20 protein-coding genes and 1 pseudogene are annotated in these 14,219 nt (G+C 71.3%); 8 read left to right on the top strand and 13 right to left on the bottom strand.

Annotation, left to right across the window (positions count from 1 at the left end):
* Nucleotides 1–153: 153 nt before the first annotated feature.
* The 12 genes from ACFYYJ_RS24670 to ACFYYJ_RS24725 form a co-directional block, all read right to left on the bottom strand.
* A complete protein-coding gene (locus ACFYYJ_RS24670; RefSeq protein WP_389135469.1) occupies nucleotides 154–846 on the bottom strand; it encodes a WhiB family transcriptional regulator in 693 nt (230 codons plus the stop codon).
* Nucleotides 843–1,343, bottom strand: a complete 501-nt coding sequence (locus tag ACFYYJ_RS24675) for a RusA family crossover junction endodeoxyribonuclease (RefSeq protein WP_389135471.1) — start codon at nucleotides 1,341–1,343, stop codon at nucleotides 843–845. Before ACFYYJ_RS24675 ends, ACFYYJ_RS24670 begins: the two co-directional genes overlap by 4 nt.
* Entirely contained in the window at nucleotides 1,340–1,705 is a 366-nt protein-coding gene (locus tag ACFYYJ_RS24680) for a hypothetical protein (protein WP_389135473.1), read from the bottom strand. The genes ACFYYJ_RS24675 and ACFYYJ_RS24680 overlap by 4 nt, the downstream gene beginning before the upstream one ends.
* On the bottom strand, nucleotides 1,705–2,406 hold the full coding sequence (locus ACFYYJ_RS24685) for a 3'-5' exonuclease (protein ID WP_389135475.1): 702 nt from the start codon (nucleotides 2,404–2,406) through the stop codon (nucleotides 1,705–1,707). The genes ACFYYJ_RS24680 and ACFYYJ_RS24685 overlap by 1 nt, the downstream gene beginning before the upstream one ends.
* Nucleotides 2,403–3,182, bottom strand: a complete 780-nt coding sequence (locus tag ACFYYJ_RS24690; protein WP_389135477.1) for a hypothetical protein — start codon at nucleotides 3,180–3,182, stop codon at nucleotides 2,403–2,405. The genes ACFYYJ_RS24685 and ACFYYJ_RS24690 overlap by 4 nt, the downstream gene beginning before the upstream one ends.
* Nucleotides 3,182–4,213 carry a YqaJ viral recombinase family protein gene (locus tag ACFYYJ_RS24695; protein WP_389135479.1) on the bottom strand — a complete coding sequence of 344 codons (1,032 nt, stop codon included), beginning with the start codon at nucleotides 4,211–4,213 and terminating at the stop codon, nucleotides 3,182–3,184. Before ACFYYJ_RS24695 ends, ACFYYJ_RS24690 begins: the two co-directional genes overlap by 1 nt.
* Nucleotides 4,210–4,458: a hypothetical protein gene (locus ACFYYJ_RS24700; protein WP_389135481.1), complete on the bottom strand. Its 249-nt coding sequence runs from the start codon at nucleotides 4,456–4,458 to the stop codon at nucleotides 4,210–4,212. The genes ACFYYJ_RS24695 and ACFYYJ_RS24700 overlap by 4 nt, the downstream gene beginning before the upstream one ends.
* A complete protein-coding gene (locus ACFYYJ_RS24705; protein ID WP_389135484.1) occupies nucleotides 4,455–4,841 on the bottom strand; it encodes a hypothetical protein in 387 nt (128 codons plus the stop codon). The genes ACFYYJ_RS24700 and ACFYYJ_RS24705 overlap by 4 nt, the downstream gene beginning before the upstream one ends.
* Nucleotides 4,834–5,262 (bottom strand): hypothetical protein, encoded by a 429-nt coding sequence (locus tag ACFYYJ_RS24710; protein WP_389135487.1) that lies wholly within the window; start codon nucleotides 5,260–5,262, stop codon nucleotides 4,834–4,836. The genes ACFYYJ_RS24705 and ACFYYJ_RS24710 overlap by 8 nt, the downstream gene beginning before the upstream one ends.
* A complete protein-coding gene (locus tag ACFYYJ_RS24715; RefSeq protein WP_389135489.1) occupies nucleotides 5,259–5,510 on the bottom strand; it encodes a hypothetical protein in 252 nt (83 codons plus the stop codon). The genes ACFYYJ_RS24710 and ACFYYJ_RS24715 overlap by 4 nt, the downstream gene beginning before the upstream one ends.
* 92 nt (nucleotides 5,511–5,602) lie before the next feature.
* Nucleotides 5,603–5,782 (bottom strand): hypothetical protein, encoded by a 180-nt coding sequence (locus ACFYYJ_RS24720; protein ID WP_389135492.1) that lies wholly within the window; start codon nucleotides 5,780–5,782, stop codon nucleotides 5,603–5,605.
* Nucleotides 5,779–6,069: a helix-turn-helix domain-containing protein gene (locus ACFYYJ_RS24725; RefSeq protein ID WP_389135494.1), complete on the bottom strand. Its 291-nt coding sequence runs from the start codon at nucleotides 6,067–6,069 to the stop codon at nucleotides 5,779–5,781. The genes ACFYYJ_RS24720 and ACFYYJ_RS24725 overlap by 4 nt, the downstream gene beginning before the upstream one ends.
* A 266-nt stretch (nucleotides 6,070–6,335) precedes the next feature.
* Between ACFYYJ_RS24725 and ACFYYJ_RS24730 the strand changes: the two genes are divergently transcribed.
* The 6 genes and pseudogenes from ACFYYJ_RS24730 to ACFYYJ_RS24755 all read left to right on the top strand — a co-directional run bounded on the left by ACFYYJ_RS24730 (nucleotide 6,336) and on the right by ACFYYJ_RS24755 (nucleotide 11,564).
* Nucleotides 6,336–6,743 carry a hypothetical protein gene (locus tag ACFYYJ_RS24730; protein ID WP_389135497.1) on the top strand — a complete coding sequence of 136 codons (408 nt, stop codon included), beginning with the start codon at nucleotides 6,336–6,338 and terminating at the stop codon, nucleotides 6,741–6,743.
* A 193-nt stretch (nucleotides 6,744–6,936) separates the two neighbouring features.
* Entirely contained in the window at nucleotides 6,937–7,206 is a 270-nt protein-coding gene (locus ACFYYJ_RS24735) for a hypothetical protein (RefSeq protein WP_389135499.1), read from the top strand.
* Between the two features lie 18 nt (nucleotides 7,207–7,224).
* Nucleotides 7,225–8,631: pseudogene (locus ACFYYJ_RS24740) on the top strand (YifB family Mg chelatase-like AAA ATPase); the annotation flags it as partial.
* Entirely contained in the window at nucleotides 8,628–9,908 is a 1,281-nt protein-coding gene (gene dprA, locus ACFYYJ_RS24745; RefSeq protein ID WP_389135500.1) for a DNA-processing protein DprA, read from the top strand. The pseudogene ACFYYJ_RS24740 and the gene dprA, both read left to right, overlap by 4 nt.
* A gap of 209 nt (nucleotides 9,909–10,117) precedes the next feature.
* Complete coding sequence (gene whiG / locus ACFYYJ_RS24750) at nucleotides 10,118–10,954, top strand: RNA polymerase sigma factor WhiG (RefSeq protein WP_384580059.1); 837 nt, start codon at nucleotides 10,118–10,120, stop codon at nucleotides 10,952–10,954.
* Between the two features lie 70 nt (nucleotides 10,955–11,024).
* Nucleotides 11,025–11,564 (top strand): helix-turn-helix domain-containing protein, encoded by a 540-nt coding sequence (locus tag ACFYYJ_RS24755; protein ID WP_385358629.1) that lies wholly within the window; start codon nucleotides 11,025–11,027, stop codon nucleotides 11,562–11,564.
* 32 nt (nucleotides 11,565–11,596) lie between these two features.
* Here the strand turns inward: ACFYYJ_RS24755 and ACFYYJ_RS24760 are convergent, their stop codons facing one another.
* Nucleotides 11,597–12,088, bottom strand: a complete 492-nt coding sequence (locus ACFYYJ_RS24760; protein WP_389135504.1) for a M23 family metallopeptidase — start codon at nucleotides 12,086–12,088, stop codon at nucleotides 11,597–11,599.
* Nucleotides 12,089–12,337: 249 nt separating this feature from the next.
* Here ACFYYJ_RS24760 and rpsB point away from each other — a divergent pair, with 249 nt between their 5' ends.
* On the top strand, nucleotides 12,338–13,219 hold the full coding sequence (gene rpsB / locus ACFYYJ_RS24765; RefSeq protein WP_385124384.1) for a 30S ribosomal protein S2: 882 nt from the start codon (nucleotides 12,338–12,340) through the stop codon (nucleotides 13,217–13,219).
* Nucleotides 13,220–13,354: 135 nt separating this feature from the next.
* The gene (gene tsf / locus ACFYYJ_RS24770; RefSeq protein WP_385124382.1) at nucleotides 13,355–14,191 is read left to right on the top strand and encodes a translation elongation factor Ts; all 837 of its coding nucleotides are present in this window, start codon (nucleotides 13,355–13,357) and stop codon (nucleotides 14,189–14,191) included.
* Nucleotides 14,192–14,219: the final 28 nt, after the last annotated feature.

A 14,219-nucleotide genomic window follows, 5' to 3' on the forward strand; every position in this document is an offset into this window, starting at 1 on the left:
TGAGGAAGCCGGGGCAGGACTCGTGCGAGTCGACCTGGCAGGCCCCACACGTCTCGCGGGCGTCGCACGGGCAAGGCCCGCCGGCCCGCGGCCCGAAGGACACAGCCGCCTGAACGAGGACCGTGGTGCGGATCTCAGCTGCGACGGCGGCGATCACGCGTCACGCTCTGCGTGGCGGATGGCCCGATCGGCGAGGTGCTGCCAGGCGAGGCATCCGACGTGGCCACACGTCACCTTCACGGAGCCCTCGGCTTCTCGGCCGTGGCCGAGGAGGAACGCGAGCCGGGGGAGGTCGTAGGTGCGGCCGTGCACGGAGACCTGACGACCCCGGGTGCCCCATTCGACGTGTCCGCCAGCCACGGGGTGGGCCCCCCGGTCGAACGCTGCCTGCGGGGTGAGCCGGTCGAGGAAGGCCGGGATGCCCAGTTCCCTGCGGAACGCACTGACGGTGCTCCGGCTGAATCCCAGGGACGCGGCGGCGGCCGTGTCGCTCACCTTGCCCTCGCGCAGGACCCGTTCCAACTCGGCGTAGTCGCCGCGCTCTTCGGGCATCGGCTGCTCGGTGGCGACCTTCTTTTGCACGCAGCCAGCGAGGGCGGCGCGTTCGAGGGGGTCGAGGCCGCCGCGGATGCCGGCCCGCCGGTACTGGTCGGACTTCTCCTCCTCCTCCATCGCGGCGGCGAGGCAGGCTTCCCGGACCGGGCAGCCGCCGCAGATGCGGCGCGCCTTAGCCGGGTTGGCGTACCGCTCGTCTCGGGGAAGGAAGACGTCGGCCTGCCCGATGCAGGCGGCCCGGTCTCGCCAGTTGTCCGCACGAAGAGCCGGGTTGATGGTCATGAGGGTCATCGGGTCGCCTCCTTGGCGAGCTGCCAGATGCGGATCACGGCGCCGGGGGCGTCGAGGGCGTCGAGGCCTTCGCCGGGGTGCATCTTGCGGGCGGTGACCTCGACGATCCGGGAGTCGTCGGCGATGGTTCCGGCGCTGGTGAGGGCGTCGAAGGTGGAGCGGAGGAGCTTGTCGAGGTCGCCGCTGTCGCGGGTGGTGGGCCAGGTGATCCGGGTCCTGGGGGCACTGGCGGGCTTGCGGACGGTGAACGCGACCTCGACGGACAGCGGCCCGTCGAGCGGGTCGCCGGTCAGGGCTGCTCGCGCGGCGGCTTCGGCGGCGGCCCGCCACGGCTTGACCCGCCGGGACTGCTCGATGAGGTGGCCCTGACCGACGTGGCGCTTGCTGCCCTGCGGCGCGGGCCGGTGGTTGAGGACGACGATCGTGAGGTCTGCGGGGTTGGTGCCCGCGGCCGGGAGGGCGGGCATCCCGGCCGCGGGGGTCAGGGTGAGGCTCACGCGGCCACCGCCTGCGAGATGCCATCGTTGGCGGCCTGGAGCATCGCGAGCCGGGACTCCAGGGCGCGGGCCGCTGCGCGGGCCTGCTGGAGGTCGTAGCGGAGCGCGGCCGTCTGGGCGTCGTCGACGACACCAGCGCGCAGCTGGTCAATCAGGCGGGCGCGCTGCTCAAGCTCCTTCTTCAGGAACCGGACCTGGTCGTCGGTGCCCCCGTGTCCGGCCCGCATCAGCTTGACGATCGCGGTCTCAGCCGTCTCCAACTTGGCTTCCAGGTCCCGGATCTTCACTGCCTGGCCCGCGATCACACCGGCCGACCGGTCCTGCTCGCCACGGAAGCGGCGGATGAGGTCTCGTACTCGCATCACTGGTCTCCGTCCTGCTGGTGGGGGATGAGCGGCCACTCGCCGCGGACCACGGCGTTCGGGTCCTTGCGGCGGAAGTACTCCTGCAAGCCGGCTGCCTGCTCTGCGGCCCATACGGTCTGCTGGTCGTGCAGCGCCGCCAGAGACAGCGCGGCCATGTCCGGCCGGGTACTGCCGATCCGCCACGCCACCCGGCATGCCGCAATGGCGTCGGCGTCCGCGGTGTGCGCGTCGCCGATCGGTACGCCGTAGTGCGCGCACAGGTCGACGAGCTTGCGGCCGCCCTTGCGGTAGCGGTCGACGTGCTTGTCGATGACGTACGGGTCGATGACCGGCCCGGCGGGAAGCGGGGCCAGCCCGTACCGGCGGGCCTCGCGGTCCAGCAGGGTCAGGTCGTAGCGGGCGTTCATCGCGACGACCGGGACGCCGGCGGCGATGACCTGGCCGAGCGCGGCGAGGACGTCGGCGACGACCTCGGCTGCGGGCTTGCCCTCGGTGCGGGCCCGCTCGGTGGTGATGCCGTGGACCTTCGCGGCCTGCTCGGGGATGTCGATGCCGGGGTCGGCGAGCCACGAGGCGGAGACGGTCGGCTGGCCGCCGCCGCACTGGACTACGCACGCGGTGACGATGCGGTCGGTCTCGACGTCGATGCCGGTGGTTTCCAGGTCGAAGCCGCACAGGCGGCCGAGGTGCCAACTCACTCGCCACCGCCGGTGCGCTCGCGGTACATCCGGCCACCGATCGAGTCGAGTGACTCCTGCTCGCCGACCTCGTTCGTGACCCTGGCGTTCAACATCCCGCGTGACCGCAGTTCGTTGCGGATCTGGTTCAGCCGGCTCGGGCTGGTCTTCGGGTCGAGCTGCTCGTCGCGGTACTCCTTTGCCGAGGGCCCGATCGGCTCCGCCCGCTCGAAGTGGTTGGCGTCCGCGTCCCGGTCCTGAGTGGGCACCAACCCGTTGTTGATCAGCAGGGTGCGGAGGGCGATGCTCTGCGCCTTGGGCGTGGACCGACCGCCCGAGTCCGAGGCCTCACCGGCGGCCTGCGAGTCGAAGAACGATCCGTCGGGGCCGTAAATCCGGAAGGTGACCAGGGCCGTGCACTCGCGCATGCGGCTCCCGCCGCTGGTGGAGATGTCGCGGTACTCCGTTTCTACCTTGTGCTGGATGACGAGGACGCCGTGCTTGCGGCAGGCCGGACCGAAGGCGTTCAGCGCGGTCTCGATGCCACGGAAGTTGAACCGTCCGGCCTTGCCACCGTCGAACTTCTCGACCTTGCCGATCGAGCGGACCTCACCCATGACCCGGGACCACGCGGTGACGGCGTTGGTGGTGGGCTCGGCATCCTTGCTGAGGTCTCCGAGGTCGGGTTCGGACAGGTCCGAGGCCGGGAACTCATCGACGAAGGTCTGAGGAAGCTGGAGGTCATCCGGCGCGACGGTGCGGCCGGCGGCCGCGGCCGCGTTTTCTGCGAGTCCCATCAGGAGACCCCCTTGTAAGTTGGAGCGATCACGAGACGCTCGGTCGGATTCGGGGCGACGCACGCGGCGTAGGCGTCCGGCCAGCGCTCAGCGAGGAGTTCGAAGTCGACGCGCGGCGCGGCGTTCGTCGGCTCCATGGAGTAGGCGGTCTCGCCGCCGATCAGCGCGGCCTGCGCACCGCCGAGCCGGGCCAGAAGCCGGGCCTTGGCCGTGGCCTTCGCCTTGCGGGCCGTGCCCTCGGCGAGCCGGTGACGCTCGTAGTCCGCGAGGTCGTCTCGGGTGTCGTCCCGGTCGATGTCGACGGACCCGGCACGGGTCGGGTGTTGCCGGCGGAACATGGCCGCAAGGGCCTCACCGTCGCCGGTCAGCGGCGGCGGTACGGCGGCCTGCACGTGGCCGGTCCAGAACCGTTCGCAGGCGGCCACGATGTCCGCGCTCACGGTCTCGTACTGGTCGGCCCGGACGACGCCCTGGTGGTACTCGTTGCCGCCGATCAGGACGGCGTAGTGCATGTGCTCGTAGCCGTTGACCCGGATCTGCCACAGCATTTGTGCGAGGACGTCGTCCGGCGGGCCCGCGTGCCACTGAGCGGCCTTGAACGCGGAGCGGGTCTTGACTTCCAGCGCGCACGGCGTGCGGTCCTCGGAGAGGGGGCACTCGGTGACGCGCCGGTCGAGGGTCGTCATCATCCACGGGTGGTCCTCGTGGGCGACGAGGCCGACGCGCCGAATGACGGACCGGTTACGCATGGCCCAGACGCGGGCGACGGGTTCCTCGTGGACGGTTCCCCAGTACGCAGCCTCTCCGGCGTCGTCGGGGAGTTCGCCGCGCTTGTCGTAGTAGACGTGGCTGGGGGTGCGCTCTTTGACGACGCCGAGGATGGCGGGGACGTCCGAGGACCCGATACCGGAGCGGCGGGCGGTGAGCCAGTCGGCGCGGTCGGCGTCCGCGGGGAGAATGAGCCGGCCGGTCGGGGTGACCCGCCGCCCGGCGGCCGGGGCCGAAGCCCCGGCCAACACGGTGTCGGTCATCGGCCCACACCCCGATCTGCGTTCAGCAGCGCAGCCAAGTACTCCGCGACGTGGGGATCGGCAACCTCGATCACGGGCTCCGGGCAGCACCCGTATACGGAGCCGTCGGTGTCCTCGTGGCCCTCATCGGTGCACGCCGGGGCGATTCCGTCCGGCTCGCAGTCGGCCTCGATGAACACCGGCCGCCACCGCGCCGGCAGCGCCGCAACGGAGGGGTGCTTACGGATACGGTCCAAGGCGTTCACGCGGCCCTCCGGTCCTGCTGCCGGGGCAGCTCGACACGGGTGGGGTTGAACCTGGCGAGCTTCGCGATCACCGCGTCCAGCTCGGCCCGCAGCCGCAGTGCGGCATGCAGGTCGATGCGGACCTCGGCGTCGTCCATGGCGGCCGCACTCTCGACCGCTTCGAGTAGCCCGTCGAGTTCCCCCTCGCGGGGCGACTGCACGGCCTCGGCGAGCGCGTCGAGCTGGTCGATGACGTCCTCGCGGGCGCCGTCCTCGGCCCACGTCTGGACGAGGGAGACGAGCGTGTCCCGGCGGATCGCGTCGGCGCGGAGGATCCCGTACAGCCATGTCACGTCGAGGCGGAAGGACAGGCCCGGTTCCTGTGCAGGGGTGGGGTCAGACACTGGGAACCTCCGGGAGGTCTCGGCCGGTCTTGTAGTCGTGGTGCAGCGGGGATTCGTACGGGTCCTCGGCGGGCCGGACAGCTTGCAGCAGCTCGACCGAGCCGCCACGGGCCCGCCACGTGCGGCCCCCGCCGTCCTGAAACCGGTGGCCGGCCGGGCTCTCGGCCTCCAGCTCGGCCACCCGGTCGCGGCTACGCCCCCAGCCGGCCACGGCCGCAGCCAGGTCCTCGCCTCGGGCGTTGAGGTCGGCCTCCAACTCGGCCACACGGGCCCGCAGGGCCAGCAGCTCGACCGCCCCGTCCGCGCTGTTCAGCAGGCCATTCGCGTCCAACGCGACCGCGATCGTCGCCGGGACCGCATTCGGGCGGGCCATCCTCGCGCAGATGATCTGCGCGGCAAGCTCGATGCTCCGCGTGTTCACGCCGCACGCTCCAGCCGGGTCAGCGGGCCGTCGAAGGCCTCGATCAGCTCGGCCTCACGGGCCCACACCATCCGCGGGCAGTTCGCCGGGTTCACGGCCTCCGGCACGAACAGCCGGCCGTCCTGGCCGTCCTCGGCGAGCCGCCACAGGAAGCCCCGCGGGTCGACCCACAGCTCGACCGGGACCTCCGGGAGCGGGCGGGACGGGAGCGAGACGGGGACGGGGGTGGGGCTAGGGTTGTGGTTCACGGTGTACCTCTCTTGTCCGATTGGTGAGGTGTGCCGAGGGGCTGTCACGGACCAGGCCCGGTCCGGGCGGCCCCGCTGTTGTTCTCGACGGGTCAGGCCGCCATCGGCGGAGCCGACGAGGCCTTGGGCGCCGAGGCGAATACCGCCTGGAGCTGCATGCGGGCTTCCGCGGTCAGGGGCGGGGCCGCAGCGACTACTGCCTCGATCGCGGCGACGGCATCCGGGCCGAGCCGTCGTCGGGCCGCAGCGCGGTCGAACGGGGCGGCGGTCACGCCGCGGCCTGGAGCCGCGAAGGGCTGGAGTGCCGAGTGGCCCGGCCCGTGGGGGTGAACAGGATCAGGACGTCCACGCCGATCGCCGTAGCGATCTGGCAGGCGGCCGGATAGAAGACGGCCTCCTGTTCGCCGGACAGCAGGTTGCCGACGGTGGAGCGGGAGACGCCGGCCCGTGTGGCCAGTTCCCGCACGCTCACGGAGGCGCCGGAACCGGTGCGCTTCATGAGGGTGGCCAGCAGAGACCTGTCGACCAGTTGGAAGAGCGGAATGGTGTGCTCAGACATCAGCATCCGTCCATCTCGTGCAGTGAGTTGTTGCACTGCTTGGATGAATGAAGCATTGCATAGCTTGGACGTCGCGTCCAGCCTCTTGGATGTCCGGTGAGGATTTGGCCAATCTGGCCGGTGCGCTCTAGCGTGCGCCGTTGCGCGGGATGGACACTCTCCTCTACGGCTGGGATGGCAGACCCGCGCCCATAGGGGGGATAGGTGGACCGCCTTGCCTGCCACATGGACACCCCACAGCTCGTGACCAAAGCAGGAGTGGCAGGATGACCATCATGGCTGCACAAGATCGTTCCGAGACGGAGCGCTCTCAGCTCAGGTCTCTCGTGCGCGACCGAAAGGCTGTGCTCGGGCTGAGCTACGAGCGACTTGCCGCGCGTTGCATCGACCCGGACAGTGGCGAGCAGGTGATCAAAGCCTCCTGGCTGCATCGACTGGCCACGGATCTACCCGTGCAGACTCCGGACTTCCCCATGCTGCGCGGCCTCGCCGCCGGCCTCGAAGTGCCGCTGCCCAAGGTGCAGGATGCGGCCGGCGCCGAGTTCCTCGGGATCGATGTCGTCTGGGCCGAGTCCGGCGAGGCCCGCGCGCTCGTAAAGGACCTGGACAAGCTGACGTCCACTCAGCGTGAGCAGCTGAAGGGCCTGATCGAATCGTTCATCCGACAGGAATAAGGATTCGGGCATATGCCAGCGGGTATGACCGCCACGCAGCGTAGTACTCCTGAGCAGGATGTAGTCACAAGCGGTTCAATACGGCACTATTGAACCGCCGCCTGGGGGCGCACTGTCCGATAGCCTGCCCATACGCTTGCACGTTCGAACTCATGCACGAATCGCAAGGGGTAGGCCGCGCCAAGGGGGTTGCATGTCGCAGGGATCACGCACCGAAACCGAGGACGAATCCAATCGCGCAGCCGTGACGGCTCCCCGGGTCGTCCTCTCTGAGCTCGTCCCCGAAGGACGGGCCCTCATCCCCGTACAGGCGGCCGGCCGGGTCTACATCGCCGTCCGCCCGGACGCCGAACTTGAGCAGGTCGTCCGGGAGCTTAACGACCACATCGAGCACGCCTACGCAGTGGGGTACGTCGTCCCCTATAACGCGCAAGGCGAATCCCGGGAACGCCCGGCCGTTTAAATGTGTCTTTGACAAGCCTTCGATCTCGCCGTCGCCGCGGCGGTGCTCGGGGCGGCCGAGGTGGTCGACCCCGGCGCGATCGCCGATCTCGTACTCATCGGGGAGCTGGGGCTGGACGGCCGGGTGCGCCCGGTCCGGGGGATCCTGCCGGCCGTCCTGGCCGCGTCGGAGGCCGCGTACCGGCAGGTGGTGGTTCCGCAGCAGTGTGCCGCCGAGGCCGCGCTCGTACCGGAGGTCTCGGTGCTCGGGGTCCGCAGCCTGCGCCAGCTGATCGCGGTCCTGACGGACGCGCCCGTTCCCGAGGAGGACGACCTCGACACCACCCTGACCCACGGCCGCCCCGACCCCATGGCGGCGGGACTGCTCGTGCCGGGGGCGGGACTGGGGGCGGGGCTCGGCGGCCAGGGCCGTTCCGGCGCCGGCGACGTGCCGGACTTCCCCGACCTCGCGGACGTGGCCGGGCAGCACGCCGCGCGCCGCGCCCTGGAAGTGGCGGCCACCGGAGGTCACCACCTCTTCCTCAGCGGGCCGCCCGGAGCGGGCAAGACGATGCTGGCCGAGCGGCTGCCCTGGATCCTGCCCGCACTGACCCGTCAGGAGTCGGTGGAGGTGACGGCGGTCCACTCGGTGGCGGGCATCCTGCCACCCGGAGAGCCGCTGGTCGCCAGGGCGCCGTACTGCGCACCTCACCATTCGGCGACCATGCAGTCGCTGGTCGGCGGCGGGAACGGGGTCCCGAGGCCCGGGGCGGTCTCCCTGGCCCACCGGGGCGTGCTCTTCCTCGACGAGGCCGCGGAGTTCCACGGCCGGGCACTGGACGCGTTGCGCCAGCCCCTCGAATCCGGCTATGTGGTCATCGCCCGCGCGGCCGGAGTGGTCCGGCTCCCGGCCCGCTTCCTGATGGTGCTCGCCGCCAATCCCTGCCCGTGCGGGCGCCACACCCTCCAGGGGGCCGGGTGCGAATGCCCGCCCTCGGTGATCAGGCGCTATCAGGGCAGGCTGTCCGGGCCGTTGCTCGACCGGGTGGACCTGCGGGTGGAAGTCGAGCCCGTGACCCGGTCCGATCTCCTGGGGCAGGGTGGCCGGGGGGAATCCACCGAGAAGGTCGCCGACCGGGTGCGGGAGGCCAGGGACCGGGCGGCGGCCCGGCTCGCCGACACCCCGTGGCGGCTCAACTCCGAGGTGCCCGGCCAGGAACTGCGCACCCGGTGGCGGGCGGGCCCCGGGGCCCTGGCCCAGGCCGAGCGGGACATGGAACGCGGCCTGCTCACCGCCCGCGGGCTGGACCGCGTGTTGCGGGTCGCCTGGACGGTCGCCGATCTGAGGGGGCGCGACCGCCCCGAAGCGCTGGACGTTGCCGTCGCCCTGGAACTGAGGACCGGCATCGCCCGCGGTGCCGCGGCTGTCATGGGGGCCGGGTCATGACCGGGACCGGGGCCAGGGCCAGGGCCGGCGACGGGAGCGGGGAGCCGGGTGGGCCGCGTGGTTCCGGTGGCCGGAGCCCCGACCCGACCGACGCGGCCGGACCGGAGGTGCTGGCCAGGGCCGCGTTGACACGGGTCGTGGAGCCGGGGGACGAGATCGCGGGAAGGTGGCTGCGCGAGTACGGGGCCGTGCGGCTGATACGGATGCTGACCGGGAGCGGCGGTGACGGGGACGGAGGAGTCCCGGTACCGGCACCGGGCGGCGTGGGGGCCGAGCGGCTCGCCGGGTACCGGCGGCGCGCGGCGGTGGCCGACCCGCACAAGGACCTGGCGGCGGCCGCGGCGTACGGGGGCCGCTTCGTGTGCCCCGGGTCGGCGGAGTGGCCCAGCCAGCTCGACGACCTCGGCGACGGCCGTCCCGTCGGGCTGTGGCTGCGGGGCCGGCCGAACCTGCGGACCTGGGCGCTGCGCTCCGTCGCCGTGGTCGGCGCCCGGGCCTGCACCCCGTACGGCGCGCACATGGCCCAGACCCTGGCCGCCGGGCTCGCCGAGCGCGGCTGGGTGGTCGTCTCCGGAGCCGCGTACGGGATCGACGGCGCCGCGCACCGCGGGGCCCTCGCCCGGGGCGGCGCCACCGCGGCGGTGCTCGCCTGCGGGGCGGACGTCGCCTATCCGCGCGGACACGCCGAGTTGCTCGGCCGGATCGCCGGCCAGGGGCTGGTCCTCGGGGAACTGCCACCCGGCAGTCATCCCACCCCCAGCCGATTCGTCCTGCGCAACCGGGTCATCGCCGCCCTCACCCGGGGCACCGTCGTGGTGGAGGCGGCCCTCCGCAGCGGCTCACTGGTCACCGCCCGCCAGGCCCAGAAGCTCGGCCGGTTCACCATGGGCGTCCCCGGGCCCGCCACCAGCGGGCTCTCCGCCGGAGTGCACGAGCTGCTGAGGGGCGGGGCCGAGCTGGTCACCGATGCGGCCGAGGTGGTCGAGCTGGTCGGAGCCATGGGCGAGTTGGCCCCGGAGCGACGCGGACCGCTGCTCGCCCGGGACCTCCTCGCCCGCGACACCGCCAGGGTCCTCGAAGCACTCCCGGCCGGCCGGCCCGTGCGGGTGGCGGAGTTGGCACTTGCCTCCGGCACCGGCACCGATGAAGTCATCGGCAGACTGTACGAACTTCACTCTCTGGGGTTCGTCGAACGGCAGGGCGACGACTGGCAGTTGAGCAGACGAACGGCTGGAGCGGGCACACAAACCGGGGATGTCCGGCGAGGCGGTGGTTGACCTGGGGCGATCCGGTGAAAGAGTGAAAGCGATGAGAGACGCGGTCTTCCCGATGCAGGCTGCCGGGACCGAGCGCCGGGCGCCGGTCCCGGGCCGCCGGCGCGAGTCGGGGCGCGCCTGCGCCCCCGCCCGATCCCGTACTCTTCGCGCACCGCGACACTTCCGTCACGCTACGCTCCCAAGGAATCCCGCTCCGGCAAAGGCGAAGCATGCCCCAGCACACCTCAGGGTCCGACCGCGCTGCGGTGCCCCCCGCTGCCCGCGGCAGCGAGCGGTCCACCGCGCCCTCGTCCCTGGAGGTGCTGTGGCGCTCGTACAAGGCCTCGGGTGACGAGCGGCTGCGGGAGCAGCTGATCCTCCACTACTCCCCGCTGGTCAAGTACGTCGCCGGCCGGGTGAGCGTGGGTCTTCCGCCCAATGTGGAACAGGCCGACTTCGTCTCCTCCGGGGTCTTCGGGCTGATCGACGCCATCGAGAAGTTCGACATCGAGCGGTCGATCAAGTTCGAGACCTACGCGATCACGCGCATCCGCGGCGCGATGATCGACGAGCTGCGGGCGCTGGACTGGATCCCGCGCTCGGTGCGGCAGAAGGCGCGGGCCGTGGAGCGCGCCTACGCCACGCTGGAAGCGCAGCTGCGGCGCACTCCCACGGAGAGCGAGGTCGCGGGGGAGATGGGGATCGGGGTGGAGGACCTCCACGCCGTGTTCAGCCAGTTGTCGCTGGCGAACGTGGTCGCCCTGGAGGAACTCCTGCACGTGGGCGGCGAGGGCGGCGACCGGCTCTCGCTCATGGACACCCTCGAGGACACCGCCGCGGACAACCCGGTGGAGGTGGCGGAGGACCGCGAACTCAGGCGCCTGCTGGCGCGCGCCATCAACACCCTGCCCGAGCGCGAGAAGACCGTGGTGACCCTCTACTACTACGAGGGGCTCACGCTGGCCGAGATCGGCAACGTACTGGGCGTCACCGAGAGCCGGGTCAGCCAGATCCACACCAAGTCGGTGCTGCAACTCCGTGCAAAGTTGGCGGACGTGGGGCGTTGAGCTTGCGGTACCTCCGTAGAGTGGACGTGTGCCCAGGATTCGAGCGGCCTCCGTGGCCGAGCACCGGTCGATGCAGCGCGGCGCCCTTCTGGACGCCGCGCGAACCCTGCTGTCCGAAGGCGGTACGGAGGCGCTGACCTTCCCCGCCCTGGCGGAGCGGACCGGGCTGGCCCGGTCGTCCGTGTACGAGTACTTCCGCTCCCGCGCGGCCGTGGTCGAAGAGTTGTGCGCGGTGGACTTCCCCGTGTGGGCCGCCGAGATCGAATCGGCGATGGAGGCCGCGGAGGCGCCGGAGGCGAAGATCGAGGCCTATGTCCGGAGCCAGCTGGGGCTGGTGGGGGACCGGCGGCACCGGGCCGTGGTGGCCATCTCCGCGAGCGAGCTGGACGCCGGGGCGCGAGAGAAGATCCGCGCGGCCCATGGGGGGCTCGTCGCGATGATCGTCGAGGCGTTGGCCGCCCTGGGGCAGCGTGAGCCGAAACTCGCGGCGATGCTGTTGCAGGGTGTGGTGGACGCGGCTGTGCGGAGGATCGAGCTGGGGGCCGCGGAGGATCCCGAGGTCGTGACGGAGACGGCCGTGGCCATGGCCCTGCGGGGCGTCCGGGGCTGAGGCCCGCGGGGCTCCGCCCCGGACCCCGCGCCTCAAACGCCGGCGGGACTGGGTGTTTGCCCGGCGGGGCCGGCGCCTATCGGCAGCAGGCGGGGTGTGGGGCGGGGGAGGAGGGTGAGGGGGTTGAGGTATTCCTCGCCCCTCAGGAGGCCCCAGTGGAGGCAGGGGGTCGGGCAGTGGGAGCCCTCCGTGAGGACCGCGACCACCTGGCCGGCGGTGACCGCCTCGCCTTCGGAGACCAGCGCGCGGACCGGTTCGTAAGTGGTGCGCAAGCCGTTCGGGAGGGCCAGCGAGAGGACCCCGCGGCCCCCGACCGGGCCGGCGAAGTGCACCCGGCCCGCAGCCGGCGCCCGTACCTCCGCACCCACGTCGGCCGCCAGGTCCACGCCCCGGTGCCCGGCCGCGTACGGCGACGGCGGCGGGTCCCACCAGCGGACCACCGACAGTGGCCCGAGCAGCGGACGGACCCCGGGAACGGCGGCCTGGGCCATGGCCAGGAGCAGGCTGATCAGCAGTGTCGTCATGTCCGGAAGCGTCCCGCGGTCGCCGGGAGCACGCGCCGGCCTGTGGACGGTCCGGGCGGTGTGGACAACGGCGTCACCCGGCATACCGCCGGGTCCCGTACACTTCTTGTGGCGATCCGGGTCACCGGGTCGACTTCGCACGCCCCAGCACCGACCGGTTCCGGTCGGGTGGCAGCGTCTCTCGGTCCCTTCATGGGGCAGGGCGCGGTGGGGCGTCAGGAACCAAACCGAGAAACCAAGGAGATGGCCATGGCCGTCGTCACGATGCGGGAGCTGCTGGAGAGCGGCGTCCACTTCGGTCACCAGACCCGTCGTTGGAACCCGAAGATGAAGCGCTTCATCTTCACGGAGCGCAACGGCATCTACATCATCGACCTGCTGCAGTCGCTGTCGTACATCGACCGCGCCTACGAGTTCGTGAAGGAGACCGTCGCGCACGGTGGCTCCATCATGTTCGTCGGTACCAAGAAGCAGGCCCAGGAGGCCATCGCCGAGCAGGCGACGCGCGTTGGCATGCCGTACGTCAACCAGCGTTGGCTCGGTGGCATGCTCACCAACTTCTCCACCGTCTACAAGCGCCTCCAGCGTCTGAAGGAGCTTGAGGCGATCGACTTCGAGGACGTCGCCGCCTCGGGTCTCACCAAGAAGGAGCTCCTGGTCCTCTCCCGCGAGAAGGCCAAGCTGGAGAAGACCCTCGGTGGTATCCGCGAGATGTCGAAGGTCCCCAGCGCCGTCTGGATCGTCGACACCAAGAAGGAGCACATCGCCGTCGGTGAGGCGCGCAAGCTCCACATCCCGGTCGTCGCGATCCTCGACACCAACTGCGACCCCGACGAGGTCGACTACAAGATCCCGGGCAACGACGACGCGATCCGCTCCGTCACCCTGCTCACCCGCGTGATCGCCGACGCCGTCGCCGAGGGCCTCATCGCCCGCTCCGGCGCCGCGACCGGCGACTCGAAGCCGGGCGAGAAGGCCGCCGCCGAGCCGCTCGCCGAGTGGGAGCGCGACCTGCTCGAGGGCGACAAGAAGGCTGACGAGGCTCCGGCCGCCGAGGCCGCTCCGGCCGAGGCCGCTCCGGCCGCCGAGGCCGCTGTCGAGGCCCCGGCCGCCGACGCCGAGCAGGCCTGACCCTCTGAGAGAGCCCGGCGTTCACTCGCCGGGCACTCGCAGCACGGACGATGACGGCGGGGGAGCCGCGCCACAAGCGCGGCGCCTCCGCCGTTCACCCGTAGATCTACGACTTCGAGAGAGAATCACAGACTCATGGCGAACTACACCGCCGCTGACGTCAAGAAGCTCCGCGAGCTCACCGGCGCCGGCATGCTGGACTGCAAGAACGCGCTCGTGGACGCCGACGGTGACGTCGACAAGGCCCAGGAAGCCCTCCGCATCAAGGGCCAGAAGGGCGTCGCCAAGCGCGAGGGCCGTTCTGCCGAGAACGGTGCCGTCGTCTCCCTCATCGCCGACGACAACACCTCCGGTGTCATCGTCGAGCTGAAGTGCGAGACCGACTTCGTCGCCAAGGGCGAGAAGTTCCTGGCCGTCGCCAACCAGCTGGCCGCGCACGTCGCCGCCACCTCCCCGGCCGACATCGAGGCGCTGCTCGCGTCCGAGATCGAGCCCGGCAAGACCGTCACCGCTTTCGTCGACGAGGCCAACGCCAACCTCGGCGAGAAGATCGTCCTGGACCGCTTCGCGCAGTTCACCGGCGGTTACGTGACCTCGTACATGCACCGCACGATGCCCGACCTGCCGTTCCAGATCGGCGTCCTGGTCGAGCTCGACAAGGAGAACGCCGAGGTCGCCCGCGGCGTCGCGCAGCACATCGCCGCGTTCGCCCCGCAGTGGCTGTCCGCCGAGGACGTCCCGGCCGACAAGGTCGAGTCCGAGCGTCGCATCGCCGAAGAGGTCACCCGCGCGGAGGGCAAGCCCGAGGCTGCCATCGCGAAGATCGTCGAGGGTCGCGTCAACGGCTTCTTCAAGGACGCCACGCTGCTCGGCCAGGCCTACGCCCTGGACAACAAGAAGTCCGTGCAGAAGGTTCTGGACGAGGCCGGTGTCACCCTGAAGCGCTTCACCCGCATCAAGGTCGGCATCTGAGTCCGTCCGTACGCGACGGACACCGGAC

The sequence above is a fragment of the Streptomyces sp. NPDC002467 genome (assembly GCF_042889825.1).
Lineage (GTDB): Bacteria > Actinomycetota > Actinomycetes > Streptomycetales > Streptomycetaceae > Streptomyces.